This window comes from Carnobacterium maltaromaticum DSM 20342, assembly GCF_000744945.1.
In the GTDB taxonomy this organism is placed as follows: Bacteria; Bacillota; Bacilli; order Lactobacillales; family Carnobacteriaceae; genus Carnobacterium; species Carnobacterium maltaromaticum.
Window position 1 is genome coordinate 2,103,092 of sequence record NZ_JQMX01000001.1, and the last position, 16,076, is coordinate 2,119,167.

General features: G+C 37.1%; 11 protein-coding genes and 2 rRNA genes. 1 reads left to right on the plus strand and 12 read right to left on the minus strand.

The window, feature by feature from the left end:
• Window positions 1–2: 2 nt before the first annotated feature.
• From BR77_RS09905 to BR77_RS09955, 11 genes are all read right to left on the minus strand, one after another.
• Window positions 3–2,924, minus strand: a 23S ribosomal RNA gene (locus tag BR77_RS09905).
• A 391-nt stretch (window positions 2,925–3,315) separates the two neighbouring features.
• Window positions 3,316–4,870: ribosomal RNA gene (locus tag BR77_RS09910) — 16S ribosomal RNA — on the minus strand.
• Together the 16S and 23S rRNA genes form the textbook arrangement of a ribosomal RNA operon.
• Before the next feature lie 589 nt (window positions 4,871–5,459).
• Window positions 5,460–6,092: a histidine phosphatase family protein gene (locus BR77_RS09915; RefSeq protein WP_015075287.1), complete on the minus strand. Its 633-nt coding sequence runs from the start codon at window positions 6,090–6,092 to the stop codon at window positions 5,460–5,462.
• Between the two features lie 42 nt (window positions 6,093–6,134).
• Window positions 6,135–7,568 (minus strand): helix-turn-helix domain-containing protein, encoded by a 1,434-nt coding sequence (locus tag BR77_RS09920; protein ID WP_016356303.1) that lies wholly within the window; start codon window positions 7,566–7,568, stop codon window positions 6,135–6,137.
• Window positions 7,569–7,665: 97 nt separating this feature from the next.
• Window positions 7,666–8,838 (minus strand): WxLIP family cell surface protein, encoded by a 1,173-nt coding sequence (locus BR77_RS09925; protein ID WP_051926701.1) that lies wholly within the window; start codon window positions 8,836–8,838, stop codon window positions 7,666–7,668.
• A 299-nt stretch (window positions 8,839–9,137) separates the two neighbouring features.
• Window positions 9,138–9,854: a WxL domain-containing protein gene (locus tag BR77_RS09930; protein ID WP_015075282.1), complete on the minus strand. Its 717-nt coding sequence runs from the start codon at window positions 9,852–9,854 to the stop codon at window positions 9,138–9,140.
• A 44-nt stretch (window positions 9,855–9,898) separates the two neighbouring features.
• A complete protein-coding gene (locus tag BR77_RS09935) occupies window positions 9,899–10,552 on the minus strand; it encodes a WxL domain-containing protein (protein WP_015075281.1) in 654 nt (217 codons plus the stop codon).
• Between the two features lie 23 nt (window positions 10,553–10,575).
• Complete coding sequence (locus BR77_RS09940) at window positions 10,576–11,226, minus strand: WxL domain-containing protein (protein WP_015075280.1); 651 nt, start codon at window positions 11,224–11,226, stop codon at window positions 10,576–10,578.
• Between the two features lie 45 nt (window positions 11,227–11,271).
• Complete coding sequence (locus BR77_RS09945; RefSeq protein ID WP_016356302.1) at window positions 11,272–12,318, minus strand: WxL domain-containing protein; 1,047 nt, start codon at window positions 12,316–12,318, stop codon at window positions 11,272–11,274.
• 29 nt (window positions 12,319–12,347) lie between these two features.
• Window positions 12,348–12,569: a hypothetical protein gene (locus BR77_RS09950; protein ID WP_015075277.1), complete on the minus strand. Its 222-nt coding sequence runs from the start codon at window positions 12,567–12,569 to the stop codon at window positions 12,348–12,350.
• Complete coding sequence (locus BR77_RS09955) at window positions 12,566–13,270, minus strand: Crp/Fnr family transcriptional regulator (protein WP_016356301.1); 705 nt, start codon at window positions 13,268–13,270, stop codon at window positions 12,566–12,568. Before BR77_RS09955 ends, BR77_RS09950 begins: the two co-directional genes overlap by 4 nt.
• A gap of 584 nt (window positions 13,271–13,854) precedes the next feature.
• Between BR77_RS09955 and BR77_RS09960 the strand changes: the two genes are divergently transcribed.
• A complete protein-coding gene (locus BR77_RS09960; protein WP_035064791.1) occupies window positions 13,855–15,327 on the plus strand; it encodes a helix-turn-helix domain-containing protein in 1,473 nt (490 codons plus the stop codon).
• A gap of 131 nt (window positions 15,328–15,458) precedes the next feature.
• Here the strand turns inward: BR77_RS09960 and msrA are convergent, their stop codons facing one another.
• Window positions 15,459–15,989, minus strand: coding sequence for a peptide-methionine (S)-S-oxide reductase MsrA (msrA, locus tag BR77_RS09965; protein ID WP_010050027.1), 531 nt, complete (start codon window positions 15,987–15,989; stop codon window positions 15,459–15,461).
• Window positions 15,990–16,076 lie beyond the last annotated feature (87 nt).

Genomic DNA, 16,076 nt, shown 5'->3' on the forward strand with positions numbered 1-16,076 from the left:
TCTTGGTTAAGTCCTCGACCGATTAGTATTGGTCCGCTCCATACATCGCTGTACTTCCACTTCCAACCTATCTACCTGATCATCTCTCAGGGGTCTTACTCACTTACGTGATGGGAAATCTCATCTCGAGGGGGGCTTCACGCTTAGATGCTTTCAGCGTTTATCCCTTCCACACATAGCTACCCAGCGATGCTCTTGGCAGAACAACTGGTACACCAGCGGTGTGTCCATCCCGGTCCTCTCGTACTAAGGACAGCTCCTCTCAAATTTCCTGCGCCCGCGACGGATAGGGACCGAACTGTCTCACGACGTTCTGAACCCAGCTCGCGTACCGCTTTAATGGGCGAACAGCCCAACCCTTGGGACCGACTACAGCCCCAGGATGCGATGAGCCGACATCGAGGTGCCAAACCTCCCCGTCGATGTGGACTCTTGGGGGAGATAAGCCTGTTATCCCCAGGGTAGCTTTTATCCGTTGAGCGATGGCCCTTCCATGCGGAACCACCGGATCACTAAGCCCGACTTTCGTCCCTGCTCGACTTGTAGGTCTCGCAGTCAAGCTCCCTTCTGCCTTTACACTCTACGAATGATTTCCAACCATTCTGAGGGAACCTTTGGGCGCCTCCGTTACTCTTTAGGAGGCGACCGCCCCAGTCAAACTGCCCGTCTGACACTGTCTCCAGCCACGATTAGTGGCTAGGGTTAGAGTGGTCATACAGCAAGGGTAGTATCCCACCAATGCCTCCATCAAGACTGGCGTCCTGACTTCTATGGCTCCTACCTATCCTGTACAAGCTGTACAAACACTCAATATCAAACTGCAGTAAAGCTCCATGGGGTCTTTCCGTCCTGTCGCGGGTAACCTGCATCTTCACAGGTACTATAATTTCACCGAGTCTCTCGTTGAGACAGTGCCCAAATCGTTACGCCTTTCGTGCGGGTCGGAACTTACCCGACAAGGAATTTCGCTACCTTAGGACCGTTATAGTTACGGCCGCCGTTTACTGGGGCTTCAATTCTTAGCTTCGCCGAAGCTAACCAATCCTCTTAACCTTCCAGCACCGGGCAGGCGTCAGCCCCTATACGTCATCTTTCGATTTTGCAGAGACCTGTGTTTTTGATAAACAGTCGCTTGGGCCTATTCACTGCGGCTGATCTTTCGATCAGCACCCCTTCTCCCGAAGTTACGGGGTCATTTTGCCGAGTTCCTTAACGAGAGTTCTCTCGCACACCTTAGGATACTCTCCTCGACTACCTGTGTCGGTTTGCGGTACGGGCAATTTCTTTCTAACTAGAAGCTTTTCTTGGCAGTGTGACATCAGAAACTTCGGTACTGTAATTTCCCTCCCCATCACAACTTGTCCGTACAGAAGCAAGCATTTAACTCACCTCAAGACTCATTGCTTAGACGCACATATCCAACAGTGCGCATTTCTTAGCCTCCTGCGTCCCTCCATTGTTCAAACAAAAGAAACTGGTACAGGAATATCAACCTGTTGTCCATCGCCTACGCCTATCGGCCTCGGCTTAGGTCCCGACTAACCCTGGGAGGACGAGCCTTCCCCAGGAAACCTTAGTCATACGGTGGACGGGATTCTCACCCGTCTTTCGCTACTCATACCGGCATTCTCACTTCTAAGCGCTCCACTAGTCCTCACGGTCTAGCTTCGACGCCCTTAGAACGCTCTCCTACCATAGAACCCTAAGGTTCTATCCACAGCTTCGGTGTACTATTTAGCCCCGGTAAATTTTCGGCGCAGGGTCACTCGACTAGTGAGCTATTACGCACTCTTTAAATGATGGCTGCTTCTGAGCCAACATCCTAGTTGTCTAAGCAACCCCACATCCTTTTCCACTTAATAGTAACTTTGGGACCTTAGCTGGTGGTCTGGGCTGTTTCCCTTTCGACTACGGATCTTATCACTCGCAGTCTGACTCCCGGATATAAATCAATGGCATTCGGAGTTTATCTGAATTCGGTAACCCTAGAAGGGCCCCTAGTCCAAACAGTGGCTCTACCTCCATGATTCTTAATTCCGAGGCTAGCCCTAAAGCTATTTCGGAGAGAACCAGCTATCTCCAAGTTCGATTGGAATTTCTCCGCTACCCACACCTCATCCCCGCATTTTTCAACATACGTGGGTTCGGTCCTCCAGTGCGTATTACCGCACCTTCAACCTGGACATGGGTAGGTCACTTGGTTTCGGGTCTACGACCACATACTCATTCGCCCTATTCAGACTCGCTTTCGCTACGGCTCCGTCTTATCAACTTAACCTCGCATGTAATCGTAACTCGCCGGTTCATTCTACAAAAGGCACGCTATCACCCATTAACGGGCTCTAACTATTTGTAAGCACACGGTTTCAGGAGCTCTTTCACTCCCCTTCCGGGGTTCTTTTCACCTTTCCCTCACGGTACTGGTTCACTATCGGTCACTAAGGAGTATTTAGCCTTGCGGGATGGTCCCCGCGGATTCCGACGGAATTTCTCGTGTTCCGCCGTACTCAGGATACACAACAGAGTGAACTTTGTTTCGATTACGGGGCTTTTACCCTCTTCGGCGGACCTTTCCAGATCGCTTCTTCTACAAAACTCATTTATGACTCTTAATGTCGTGTCCTACAACCCCAAAGAGCAAGCTCTTTGGTTTGGGCTCTTCCCGTTTCGCTCGCCGCTACTCAGGGAATCGAATTTTCTTTCTCTTCCTGCAGGTACTTAGATGTTTCAGTTCTCTGCGTCTACCTCTACTAGCCTATGTATTCAGCTAGCAGTAACATTCTATAAAAAATGCTGGGTTCCCCCATTCGGAAATCTTTGGATCAAAGCTTACTTACAGCTCCCCAAAGCATATCGGAGTTAGTCCCGTCCTTCATCGGCTCTTAGTGCCAAGGCATCCACCGTGCGCCCTTATTAACTTAACCTAATTTATCTGTATTGCTTCCTACTTCTTCGTCCATTTAGTGTTCTGCGATGCTCACGTACGCTAGTACGCTCTGCTTCTCAAACCCTTCATGTCCTCGAATTAGAAACCACTACAACTAAATTTTTATCGATGGTATTCCCGAAGGAATCTCATGATGTTAGTCAATGATTTTATTCATTATCTTACGATAAGAACTAATTAAAAAACTCATTTAAAACGCGGTGTTTTCTCGGTTTCTTACTTTAATTACTTTTTAAACAGTATCCAGTTTTCAAAGAACAAAATGTGATTGACCTCTAATGAATAGAGATGAATCGTTTTGAGAGTTAGACCTCTCAAAACTGAACAAAGTAAAAACGAATGTGTGGGATTTCCGTAATATTCCTTAGAAAGGAGGTGATCCAGCCGCACCTTCCGATACGGCTACCTTGTTACGACTTCACCCCAATTATCTATCCCACCTTAGACGGCTGGCTCCTAAAAGGTTACCTCACCGGCTTCGGGTGTTACAAACTCTCGTGGTGTGACGGGCGGTGTGTACAAGACCCGGGAACGTATTCACCGCGGCGTTCTGATCCGCGATTACTAGCGATTCCGGCTTCATGTAGGCGAGTTGCAGCCTACAATCCGAACTGAGAATGGCTTTAAGAGATTAGCTTGGCCTCGCGACCTTGCGACTCGTTGTACCATCCATTGTAGCACGTGTGTAGCCCAGGTCATAAGGGGCATGATGATTTGACGTCATCCCCACCTTCCTCCGGTTTGTCACCGGCAGTCTCACTAGAGTGCCCAACTAAATGCTGGCAACTAGTAATAAGGGTTGCGCTCGTTGCGGGACTTAACCCAACATCTCACGACACGAGCTGACGACAACCATGCACCACCTGTCACTTTGTCCCCGAAGGGAAAGCTCTATCTCTAGAGTGGTCAAAGGATGTCAAGACCTGGTAAGGTTCTTCGCGTTGCTTCGAATTAAACCACATGCTCCACCGCTTGTGCGGGTCCCCGTCAATTCCTTTGAGTTTCAGCCTTGCGGCCGTACTCCCCAGGCGGAGTGCTTAATGCGTTAGCTGCAGCACTGAAGGGCGGAAACCCTCCAACACTTAGCACTCATCGTTTACGGCGTGGACTACCAGGGTATCTAATCCTGTTTGCTCCCCACGCTTTCGAGCCTCAGCGTCAGTTACAGACCAGAGAGTCGCCTTCGCCACTGGTGTTCCTCCACATATCTACGCATTTCACCGCTACACGTGGAATTCCACTCTCCTCTTCTGCACTCAAGTTCTCCAGTTTCCAATGACCCTCCCCGGTTGAGCCGGGGGCTTTCACATCAGACTTAAAGAACCGCCTGCGCTCGCTTTACGCCCAATAAATCCGGACAACGCTTGCCACCTACGTATTACCGCGGCTGCTGGCACGTAGTTAGCCGTGGCTTTCTGGTTAAATACCGTCAGGGGATGAGCAGTTACTCTCATCCTTGTTCTTCTTTAACAACAGAGTTTTACGATCCGAAAACCTTCTTCACTCACGCGGCGTTGCTCCGTCAGACTTTCGTCCATTGCGGAAGATTCCCTACTGCTGCCTCCCGTAGGAGTCTGGGCCGTGTCTCAGTCCCAGTGTGGCCGATCACCCTCTCAGGTCGGCTACGTATCATTGCCTTGGTGAGCCATTACCTCACCAACTAGCTAATACGCCGCGGGTCCATCCATTAGTGGTAGCCGAAGCCACCTTTCCTTCAAGAATCATGCGATTCCTGAAACTATGCGGTATTAGCATCCGTTTCCGAATGTTATCCCCCTCTAATGGGCAGGTTACCCACGTGTTACTCACCCGTCCGCCACTCACTTGGTTAAAGAGCAAGCTCTTCAACTTCGTGCGTTCGACTTGCATGTATTAGGCACGCCGCCAGCGTTCGTCCTGAGCCAGGATCAAACTCTCATATAAAATGATGCTTGAAGCTCATTAGTTTTGCTAGCGAATAATTATTCACTTTCTTGCTTGTTTGACTCAACCTTGTTGAGTCATCCTACACATTTGGTTCGTCTTACTTTGTTCAGTTTTCAAAGGTCTAAGTTGTTTCGTTTGTCGTTTTGACAACTTCTAAATATTAACACATGGTTAATTTGTTGTCAATACTTTTTAAAACTTTTTTTAATTTCGTTTTCCGTCGAGACGTTGTTACGTCCCGGCGACATGTATAAATATAACAGCTACAGCAAGTTTCGTCAACACTTTTTGGTAAATAAATTAAATTAATTCACAAATATGAACAATGCGTTTTCCAAAAGATACAAAACTACTATTAAAGATAAAATTACCGAACAAAGAAGCTTCAAAAAACAAAATAATTCGCTTAAAATCCTCTAGCTCTTTTTATTAATCTTTTGCATAATTATAAATTGTTCCATTTTATTATTCATTTTTATGCAAAATTGACTATTTAAGCTACATTTGAAGCATTATCTATTGAATAAAATTCTATTTTGTACAAAAAAAGAGTAGATGTAATCAAACCACCCACTCTTTTTTCTGCTTACTTAACCTCTAAATGAGTTGTATCATTCCAACTAACAATAGAATATCCGGCTTTTTCGTCTATTTCTAAGATACTGATACTCGTATTACTGAGAAGTCCTTTAGAACGAATATCGCCTGTCTCTTTACCAATCAGTGTGTGCATGATTGTTAATAGCGTCACTCCATGAGCCACAAATAATAAATCTTCGCCCGGATGATTGGAAACTGCTTTTTCCACAGCTTTTTGACTACGTTCAATTAGCTCTTCATATGTTTCTCCATTAAAAGCACTTGGATCATATTTTTCAGGGTGTGCCTTCAAATTAATATAGGCTTCTAAATGGTTCTCTTCTGCATAGGAAAAAGGCTGACCTTCCCAATCTCCGAAGCCTATTTCCCGTAAACCATCGACCTCTGTTAATGGTAAATTTAAACGACTTTCTTCTATAATATACTCTGCTGTATCTTTTGCTCTTTTTTGTGGACTTGTATACACATGGGCAAAGGAAATCTCACTTAACCTTTTCCCCGTTTCTTTTGCGGCTTCAATTGCTTCCTCCAATAATGCGGAGTCTCCATACCCACCTTGGAAGCGACCTTCTAAATTCCATTCAGTCTTTCCATGTCTTACAAAATATAGTTTTGCCATCTCTTTTGCTCCTCCTCATAAGATATTGTACCTATCATTGTATCATACCTTTTCTCTCTTTAATGGAGGGTTTAGATTTATTGAACTACTATTTATATATGAAATAAGCTGATTTTGAACTTTTTTTATTTCTCTGTCTGAGGGAAATGGAGATATTAAAAGTAGCTGCTTATCGTCTATAAAAGAGTATACATTGTCCGTTATAACAATATCTGCATTAGTAAAATCATCTGACCACTTGTAAAATTGTTCAATTTCTAGCGTTAAAATTTTTCGATATAAAAATTTTTCCCATACTTTTGGATATTCGCTAACAAAGGTCAACTTTAGTTTTTTAATTCCTACGCCACTAATTTTTAAAATATATGAGCATTCTTCTAAATTAAGTGGATACAAAAGTGTTTCAAATTCATTTTTATAATTTTCTTTTATTAATACCTGCAAAAATATTTCCGGAGAGATATCTAAAACAGATTCATTTAGAAATGATAATTGCGAAAATACAGTATTTTTCAAATTATTTTTTTTACTTCTGCAGTACATAGTCATTAATTGTTTAAACTCTTTTCCTTCCTGACTAGTTAAAGAAAAGTTAAAGAGGTTTGAAACTCTTTTCAATCCTTCAAAAAATAAAGGATTATCCATTTCTGACACATTTGGATTTATTTCTTCATAAATGAATGTAATCATCCATTGACTCTCTATTTTCAATTGTATCTTACTATATTGAGGATAGCTGTCTTCTAAACATAAATAAAAATTTTTTTCCATAGCTATACTATCTCTAAAGAAAGGAAGCCTACTTTTTACTAAAGGAAAATCTTTCATCCTTTGGAGAGAAACAGCGATAAAAATACATATTCTGACTTGCTTACTTTCCTGAATAAGATTACTTCTTATTTTAGATTTTTTTAAATAATTTTCAGCAACCTTTTTTTCAGTATCTAACAGGGAACTTCTATCTCCGTACACATAATAAAAAATTTCACTATAGAAATAACGTTTTTTCTCTTCTTCCCCACCTAAGTATATACTTCCATGTTCCGATTTAATTGTTAATCCATAACCTTTTAGCTTTACTTTTAATTCATTAACCTTTTTATAGACAACTGACGGACTATAATAGTAGGTTAAACTAAAATTTTTCAATTTAATAAATTGCTTTTGGTAAAGATTAATTAACAATTTAAAAGCGATTGATTCTTCCAAAAAATATTGTCGAATTTCTAAAATTGACGTCTTTTTAGAAATTATAAATTGAATATTTCCCTTATCAATTTTAATTCTAATCACTGCTTTATTTGCTATAGTAGTACTCTTTTTCTCCATTTCTATTAAATCTGCTACAATTGTTTTTTTGCTAACTTGAAACACATTACTAAGGGTAGCAACTGATAAATCTGCTCCTTGATTGTAATATAAATAGGAAAGCAATTTATACTTTCTCATTTGCATGGCGTCTAATAATAAATCCATTTTAATCACTTCCTTATGTTGACTATTAGTTGAAATAAAGAAAACTAGTTAATCCAAATAACATATATTTAGATTAGCTAATTCTCTTAATCTTCATTTAGTTTTTATTTGTTCTATTTTTTTCCTTTTTTTGTTTAGTTTGTATTTTTTTCACTTTTGATTTGGTTGAACTATTTTTACTTTTAGTTTCTTCTCTTTTTTTTGCTTGTTGTTTACGTTTTTTTCTGATTAGTCGCGCTCTGCGTTCTAACTCCAAACGTTTTTTCTTTTCATTTTTTATAATCATAAAAATAAGAAGTGCCCCAATTAGAATCACGATACCTACAATAATCGAAATAATCATTATCCAATTTGGTTCAGGTTTTACAACTTCCACAGCTTCTTTATTTAGTTTAGTAGATACATCTGATTTAATTTCAAAATTTTTATCAAAATTCCAATCTGCATCGCCTGATTTTGCTTTGATATGCACAGTATATTTACCAGGATTTAGTTGTTCATTGTCCCAACTAATCGGATAATCAAAATTTGAATTTGGTGCCATTGATAATCCTTTTTTATTAGTTTCATGCAAAACAGTTGTTGAATCTTGCTTAGTTACAGATGCATTTATATCTAAATCATTGATAATTTTTGATTCCGTATTTTGTATATTTGCAGTTATAGCTGTACGGTAATTCTCTAATGCTGGTTTAACTTTATTTAATTTTATTTTTGGAGAAACCATAGTATCTGTTTCATTTAATCGTATTCCGATAACATAGGAGTATTGATTCTTTATCTGAACACTCTCATCCTTTTTGGCTTTCGTATCATCTACTTTTTTTTGAATATAAAAGCCACCCAAAATGTCTCCACTATATTCCTTTTCAGGCATTTGAATCACAAAAGTAACTTGCTTTGTTTCTTTTGGGTTTAATTTCACTTCTTGCTTACCAGAAATAATGGATGTTAATGGTATTTTTAAGGTAGAATCTAGTTTTGCTTTTTCTTCGCTATAATCAATAACACCATTTTGATTTGTTGTGGCATTATTAGGAGTGATAAAAATACTCGTTTCTTCATCTCCACTATTTGATACAGTTAAACTAATTTCTTGCCTTTGACCCGGGGCCATTTTTAAATCAAAATAGGTTTTCGCTTTATCAATTTGATTTTCTGGAATATCCGCTTTTACTGAATAAGCCATTGAATCAGCTTGACTTTCTTTTGGAAAACTAATGATGCATATAAAGATTATAGATAAAACTATCAGGAATTTTTTTTTCATTGTATAGTACCTCCAACTTATTTTCAGTTTATTTACGAATACCTTACCGAACTAGATCGTTTATCTAGTTCGGTAAGGTATTCGTTAGAACAACAGTTTCGTAGCCAAGCTACTTTTTATTTAACTTCTAGTCAAGTAGTGTCTTCCAAAATCTATTCAACCCATCAGTATAATTACATTCAGCTCTTCTAGAGCCTAGAACTAAGTATAGACATTGCTTTATTTCTCTATTAATAAAACAAGGCTGGGGGTAATTCCCCCATAACCTCATTTCATTTTTTGTATAAAGAAACTAACTTCTATTTAGGAGCGTCTGCTAATTCCCAATTAATTGTTGAAGTATATTCTGTATCTGCTTCTGCAGTACCTGCTAGAACTTTCAATTGAACATTTTCATTACTTTGATCTGTTCCTGACCAAACATTAAGCCATGTTCCTTTACCTGCTTCTTTTTTAGCACTCATAACTGGTTGACTAGCTGTATTATTGAACACAATAGATGAAGCAACTGGTGCTAAAGAAATATTATTTTTACTTCCGGCTTTTACTTGACTATTTTTAAAAGATAATTCAGCGCCTTTTAATACTTTTTTACCATCTGCGTTAGCAAAACCATTTGATTTAGCTGATAAACTCCATCCAGCACCTGTACCACGAATATCTGTAACTTGAATAAATGGATCTGCATTTAATCCGTTATACGTAATATCTTTACCTGAAATTTTTTGTTCTCCAAATTTAATATTAGATACATAATTAATTGTTAATGGACCAACATGTCCTGTTCCTGGATTTTCTGGATCCATTGGATCAACTGGTGAAGGTGGATTTGGATTATCTGGATTTAGTGGATCAAGCGGTCCCATTGGGTCTTCACCTTCTGAACCACCAGCTACAAAGTTTACTGAGTTTTTTGAAGTTGTTGTATCTGCAACTGCCGCAAAAGCTGAGCTAGATGTTACTAACATAGAACCTGATACTGCTGCTACCATCATTAATACTTCTAATTTTTTCATTATTATTCTCCTCTTATCTTTTTTATAGTAAATAATCTATTCAATTACATTGGGGCATCTTGCAATGACCATGTAATATTCGCACTATATTGGTCAATATACGCATTGGTAGGAACTTTGATAGTTACAGTCCCAGCTAATCCATTGAAATCATTTGCCCAAATACCTAAACCATTATTTTTCTTAGCAGTCATAACTGGTGCTGCAGCCTTACTTAAAGTTAAGGGTAATGCTACTGCTGGAGCCTGCATATCGCCATCAGCTGTTGTAGAAATTTTTCCTTTTGGAATAGAGATAGATGCTTTTAAAATATTAGTTGGCACTTTCTTTCCTTTCAAATCATCAATTTTTGCAGTCAGTGCCCAACCATCTCCTGATCCGCGAAAATCAGTTACCTGTACACCAATAGATTGATCTTTAGGAACAACCACATCTTTTGAAACTGCTGAACCTAATTTTAATGAGCCGAAATCAAATGCTGAGGCTGCATCAATACGTAATGAACCTCCAGTTGGAGGATCAAGTGGGTCAATCGGAATAATCGGATCTGTTTCACCACCAGTATCGTCCCCTTTTTCAAGAGTAATATTAGTAGGAGTGCTAGTGCTCCCTGCTTCTGCAGCCAATACTGAAGTTGAACTTAAAGCTAATCCAGCTAGAGCCACTAAACTGAACATATTTATTTTTGTTAGTTTCATTTTAAACATCCTTTTCTATTTAATTATTTAGGTGCATTTTGTAGTGACCATGTAATTTTTGCTGTGTATTGATCCACATAGTTACCTTCTGGAACATTTAATGTAACTTTTTTATCTTTTCCTTCAAATAAATTCGTCCATGTTCCCATTCCATTATCTTTAGTTGCTGTAAAAATTGAAATTGGACTTGCATTTAGTTTTACTTCTTTTGTGACAGGTGCTTTAACTTTATCTGCACTAGTTGTATTGACAGATCCATTAGGGATTGTTAATGTTGCACCTTTTAAAATATTGATACCTTGTCCCTTAAAATCAGTCATACTAACATCAACATTCCAACCAGCACCTGTACCACGACTATCCGTCACTTGAATACCTAAAACAGAATTATCTTCTTTAATAGCGGTATAAATACCATCACCTTCACCTAATTTGATGCTCCCAAAGTTAAAATTAGAAGCTGCGTCAAGTGTTAAAGGCCCCATCATAGGTGGCTCAATTGGGTCAATTGGGTCAATTGGGTCAACTGGACCTGTTCCACCTTCACCTGCTTTTAACTCAAAATCTGCTTGTGTTTTTTGTGTTCCAACTTCTGCTGCATAAGCACTAGTAGAAGCTAGTGATAAACCTGTTAGTGCAACCAAACTGGCTGTTGTTATTTTAGATAATTTCATGATGATTACTCTCCTTTTGTATTGTATTGTTTTATTTTTATAAAACTATTTTGGTGCATCTAATAAACTCCAAGTTAGTGTTGATACATACTCTCCAGCTAAATTACCTGCAGGTACGGTTAATTTAACTTCTGAAGCATTAAATTTATCCATCCAAGTACCTAATCCGTTATTTTTATTAGCTGCCATAATAGTTTGAGCTTTTGCATTTGTTGAACTTAATACAACTGCGTTTACACTTGGTGCAACTGAGATATTTCCTATTGCTGGTGTTGCAGTACCTACTGGCAAGCTTAGTTCAGCACCTTTTAATATTTTTTTAGCATCTTTTTGATCAACAAAATCAGCTGTTGTGACTTGTAAGTTCCAACCTTGGCCTTCCCCACGTTTGTCAGTCACTTGAACATTTGGGTTTTGAGTAGTTGTAGCAAATACCATTTTGCTACCCTCAATTTTATTTTCTCCAAATAATAGCGGACTTGCATTATCAATCGTTAAAGATCCTGTATTCCCTGTTGCTCCTCCTGGAACAGATGGTTCAATTGGTTCTGTTGGACCAGTTTCTTGGTCCCCTGACGTTAATTTAACATAACCATGTGATGTCGCTCCTTTACCATCAGGTGTCCCCGTTACCTCGTTTTGATCAGTTGCTGCTGAAGCGATCATTGATACGCTAAACAATAATGTTGTTGCTACACTTGCTAAAACTAATTTTGATGTTTTCATTTTCTTTTCCTCTTTTCTTTTTTTTATATAAATCATAACTATTCCCAATAACAGACTTGAAAATCCCGCTACTAATAATGATAGATTTCCGTTCACTTCACCTGTTTGCGGTAAATTATTTTCTGTCTTACCTGATGTATCTGGCAAATTAGAACTAAAATCATTGTTATCTGAGTGACCAGAAAAATCATTATTAGCTGAACCACCATTATCTTCTTTATCAAAAGAGTCCTCTGGATCTCCTTCGATAAACCTAATTCCCACCTGACTGTTTGTTGATTCGGCAGCATAGACGTATTCATTTATTCCGATGTAAAAAAAACCAATACACGCTATGAAAATAACAAACAAGCCCACTTTTTTCATCTAATCACCTCCCTTCATTAAATCATTCATTAACTAGTTAAAAACTCTTTTTTCAAAAGAAGTCCATCCTCAAATTCTTCAATTCTATTTACCTCTAATACATTTTTAAACTTGGTTAACACGATATTTTTTATTTCATCTACAGATTTTTCAGCTTTAAATATTAATGCCCGTGTATATTTAGTTTTAGAGTAATCACTTGTAAAAGTTACATAATAAATAAAACTATCTTGCCAGTATTCCTCAATCATTTTAACTTCTCCTTTTCAAAGGAACGTGCCTCTCCTCCTGACCATTCTTGTAATAAAACTCTAGCTCTTTCTTGGTCTATAATGCGATAAGGGTTCCGTTTAATTATTTTTTTTCTCTCCAAGTAAGTCCCAGCCTTAGATATATTGGGTTCTGATGATCGAACATACTTACTAATAAAGGTTGGAGTAATGTATTTAGGAAGCTCTAACTCCCCACTTTCATTTTGCTTTAAATCTAGTTTAGTTGATAAGTTTAATAAACTATTCAATAACTTCACTTTAGGAGGTTTATTTACGTATTGATAACTTTCAACTAACAAATAAAATTCTTGTCTAATTTTTTTTAAAAATCTACGACTAAGATCCGGATTAATATACACATGATCAAAAAAGAACTCTCGGTCAACTTCAACTATTGAAGTTGTTTCTTGAGCAGTTACCGTAACTACAACTGCATTATTTGTATCCATGTCTTCCCATCCAAATATGTTATTTTGCCCAACAAAAGAATAAAAAGGCGTTATATTTTGATCAAGTTGAGTCTCTACTAAAACGACACCTGATGATACAATAAACAATTTATTGGAAACTTCTTTTCCTATTCGATAACTAATAACATCATTTTTTTCATATTTACGTTCTTTATATTTGTCTTGAAATTTCTCCTTAAAATAAAAGTCATTTTCAAAAAAACTTTCCATTTTTCTCTTCCTTTCTAGACTACATGTTTATATTAGCAATAAGAATAATGTCTAGTTATATTTAGAATATAAAAAAACATCACTCTATTACTGTTCACAATCTAAAAACTTTCTATACATATAGTTTTCAGGCGTTCACAATTCTATTAAATTACTACTTTTTTATAATTTTTTTTAAATATACTGATTTTATACTAGATTATTCTCAGCAATCTTCATTACATACTAGTCTGATAAATCGACTTATTTTCCACCTATAATGATTATTAAATAGATATAGTTAAGATTTTTTCTCAAACACAAAATCCATCTTACAGTCTATTGTTTAATTAGGCGATTCCTTTTACTGCAAAAAAAAAAACATGCTGTGAGATTCAGAACAGTAATTTTAATGTTATTTACTTTATTTATTTTAAATCTGTGCATTTTTTTTAAAACTCTATCACTGTGTGCTTAAATATGTACAAAAGATAAGATTTTAATTATATTCCTATTGTAATCAATAGTATTTCCTTGTTTTTTTATTGTTTTTTTTCTATACTTTAAAAATATATAAGATCTAAAATTAAAAGGAGCCTTTATCTATGAAAAGATTACTAGACCCCAATTTTATTCCTATTTTATCTTTGTTAAAACAACTAAATAAAGACTATCCATCAAGGTCAATTACCTTTTTTTCAGAACAGCTTAAACTAGATCGTAGAACTATTTTAAAAACAATTCATACTTTACAACTGGATATTTCACGCAACCATTGGGAAAATATGCTTACTATTGAAATCATTGATAAAAGTGTATATACAACAATTAGCCCCTTTTTTTCTATTGAAGTTTTTTTCTCTCATTATATGTCAGAAAGTTTTGCTGTTAGACTTTTCCTTAGCTTGTTTAAATATCCTTCTGATAGTATTGATGAAATATGTGAATACCTTTATGTTAGCAAAGCCACTTTCTATCGTCGGATTAAATACTCAAAAGAAGTACTAGATGATTTTAATTTAAGCCTAGATTTCACTGATTCTAAAAATAAATTAGTTGGATCAGAAACACAAATTCGTTATTTCTTCTCCACTCTTTTTTGGGAAGTGTTCCGTTCATTTCCTTATTCTGAAACAAGTTCTAGCAATAAAGAAAAAAAAGAACTTAAATTTCTAACCTCTGGAAAAAACTTAACAATCCCTTTTATTTTGGCTATAGAATTACAGCTTCAAATTGCTTTAACCAGAATTGAGCAAGGATACGTACTTAGTTCTAGTCCGGACTATAGTCTTCCTGAAGCAGCCATTTTCAACTTTTCTTATTCGGACTTTAAAAAACTGGTCTCTCCTGATTTTTCTGATTATTCTCTTGCTCCATCTGAGCTTGAAGCTGAGATGGATACTCTTTACTTTAGTTTTACGACATGTAATATCTATTCACCAAATATAAGTAAAGAACTTTCATTAAGTAGCATGCCTTGGTCTTCCCCTATTATGACGACAGTTCAAAAATTTATTTCCTATGCTTCCGAATATTTCCAGGTAAGTTTTGCAAATAAAGACTACGTTTATTTAGTTCTTAATCTATATGTATTGTATTTAAAAAAAAATTTTTATACAGGTGGCAGTCTTTCAGTTGGATTCAACTCTTTGGAAGAAGCTATGTATTCCGATGATGGTTACTTGTTAGACCAAGTCAACCCATTTTTTCATTTTCTCAGTCAAAAAGAGCCCGAATTACATGTAGATAAATCCCAAAAATTCTATTTTACTCTTTTACTTCGAAGGGTTATTTTACAGGCTTTACCACCTGTTAACGTTCTTGTTTGTTCAAAAATAAGCACGGAAGAAAACTCTTGGGTAGAAAAACGAATTGCAGAAATATGCCCAATTCCAATTCAATTTCATCAAGGATGGAATCCTAACTTAGACTTAATCATTTCTGATTTCCCTTTACCTAAAAAATTCATCTCAGATAACCCAGATATTTACTTCCCATGGTTAGACTTTCCTAACTTCACAGAATGGGTCCCGCTAGTCAAAAAATTATTGAAAATATACTTCAAAAACCTATCTTAATCTGATATGCATATATGCTTTTTATCATTAAGTTAGCTAATTATAATTTTCATTCTATATAAATAAAAAAACATAGAAAACCCATTTATATCTGAGTTTTACTATGTTTTTTTGTCATATATCTACTATTATTATTTCCATGCTTTTTCAATAAACCCAGCTCTACCTGATCCCTGACGATAGCGATTGTAGTGCATCGGATTTTTTTGGTAATAATCTTGATGGTACGTTTCGGCAGGATAAAAAGGCATTGCTGGCACAATTTCAGTGACAATCGGTTGTTTGAAACGGCCACTTTCAGCTAATGTTTTTTTAGAGGCTTCGGCTATTTCACGTTGCTCTTCTGTTAAATAAAAAATCGCAGGACGATAAGATGAACCTCGATCGGCAAATTGTCCACTAGCATCTGTTGGATCGGTTTGTTGCCAATAAATTTCTACTAATTTTTGATAGCTGAAAATCGTTGGATCAAATGTGATTTCAACAGCTTCTGTGTGACCCGTTGTTTCGCTACAAACTTCTTCGTATGTTGGATTTACTGTATGTCCGCCTGTATAACCGGCAACAACAGATTTTATTCCTGGTTGTGTATCAAATGGTTTCACCATACACCAAAAACAGCCTCCTGCAAAAATGGCTTTTTCTTCATGATTTTCTGTCATTTCTGTCACTCTCCTAACTAAGAATTAAATGATATATAGTGAGTATAGCATTCTACCCTTTAGATAAAAAATAGTCTGCTTCTAATA

Excerpts from the sequence above, each read along its gene's own strand:
- BR77_RS09945 (WP_016356302.1), bottom strand. The coding sequence starts at position 12,318 with ATGAAAAAAGTGGGCTTGTTTGTTATTTTCATAGCGTGTATTGGTTTT.
- BR77_RS09960 (WP_035064791.1), top strand. The coding sequence starts at position 13,855 with ATGAAAAGATTACTAGACCCCAATTTTATTCCTATTTTATCTTTGTTA.
- BR77_RS09915 (WP_015075287.1), bottom strand. The coding sequence starts at position 6,092 with ATGGCAAAACTATATTTTGTAAGACATGGAAAGACTGAATGGAATTTA.
- BR77_RS09925 (WP_051926701.1), bottom strand. The coding sequence starts at position 8,838 with ATGAAAAAAAAATTCCTGATAGTTTTATCTATAATCTTTATATGCATC.
- BR77_RS09930 (WP_015075282.1), bottom strand. The coding sequence starts at position 9,854 with ATGAAAAAATTAGAAGTATTAATGATGGTAGCAGCAGTATCAGGTTCT.
- BR77_RS09920 (WP_016356303.1), bottom strand. The coding sequence starts at position 7,568 with ATGGATTTATTATTAGACGCCATGCAAATGAGAAAGTATAAATTGCTT.
- msrA (WP_010050027.1), bottom strand. The coding sequence starts at position 15,989 with ATGACAGAAAATCATGAAGAAAAAGCCATTTTTGCAGGAGGCTGTTTT.
- BR77_RS09935 (WP_015075281.1), bottom strand. The coding sequence starts at position 10,552 with ATGAAACTAACAAAAATAAATATGTTCAGTTTAGTGGCTCTAGCTGGA.
- BR77_RS09950 (WP_015075277.1), bottom strand. The coding sequence starts at position 12,569 with ATGATTGAGGAATACTGGCAAGATAGTTTTATTTATTATGTAACTTTT.
- BR77_RS09955 (WP_016356301.1), bottom strand. The coding sequence starts at position 13,270 with ATGGAAAGTTTTTTTGAAAATGACTTTTATTTTAAGGAGAAATTTCAA.
- BR77_RS09940 (WP_015075280.1), bottom strand. The coding sequence starts at position 11,226 with ATGAAATTATCTAAAATAACAACAGCCAGTTTGGTTGCACTAACAGGT.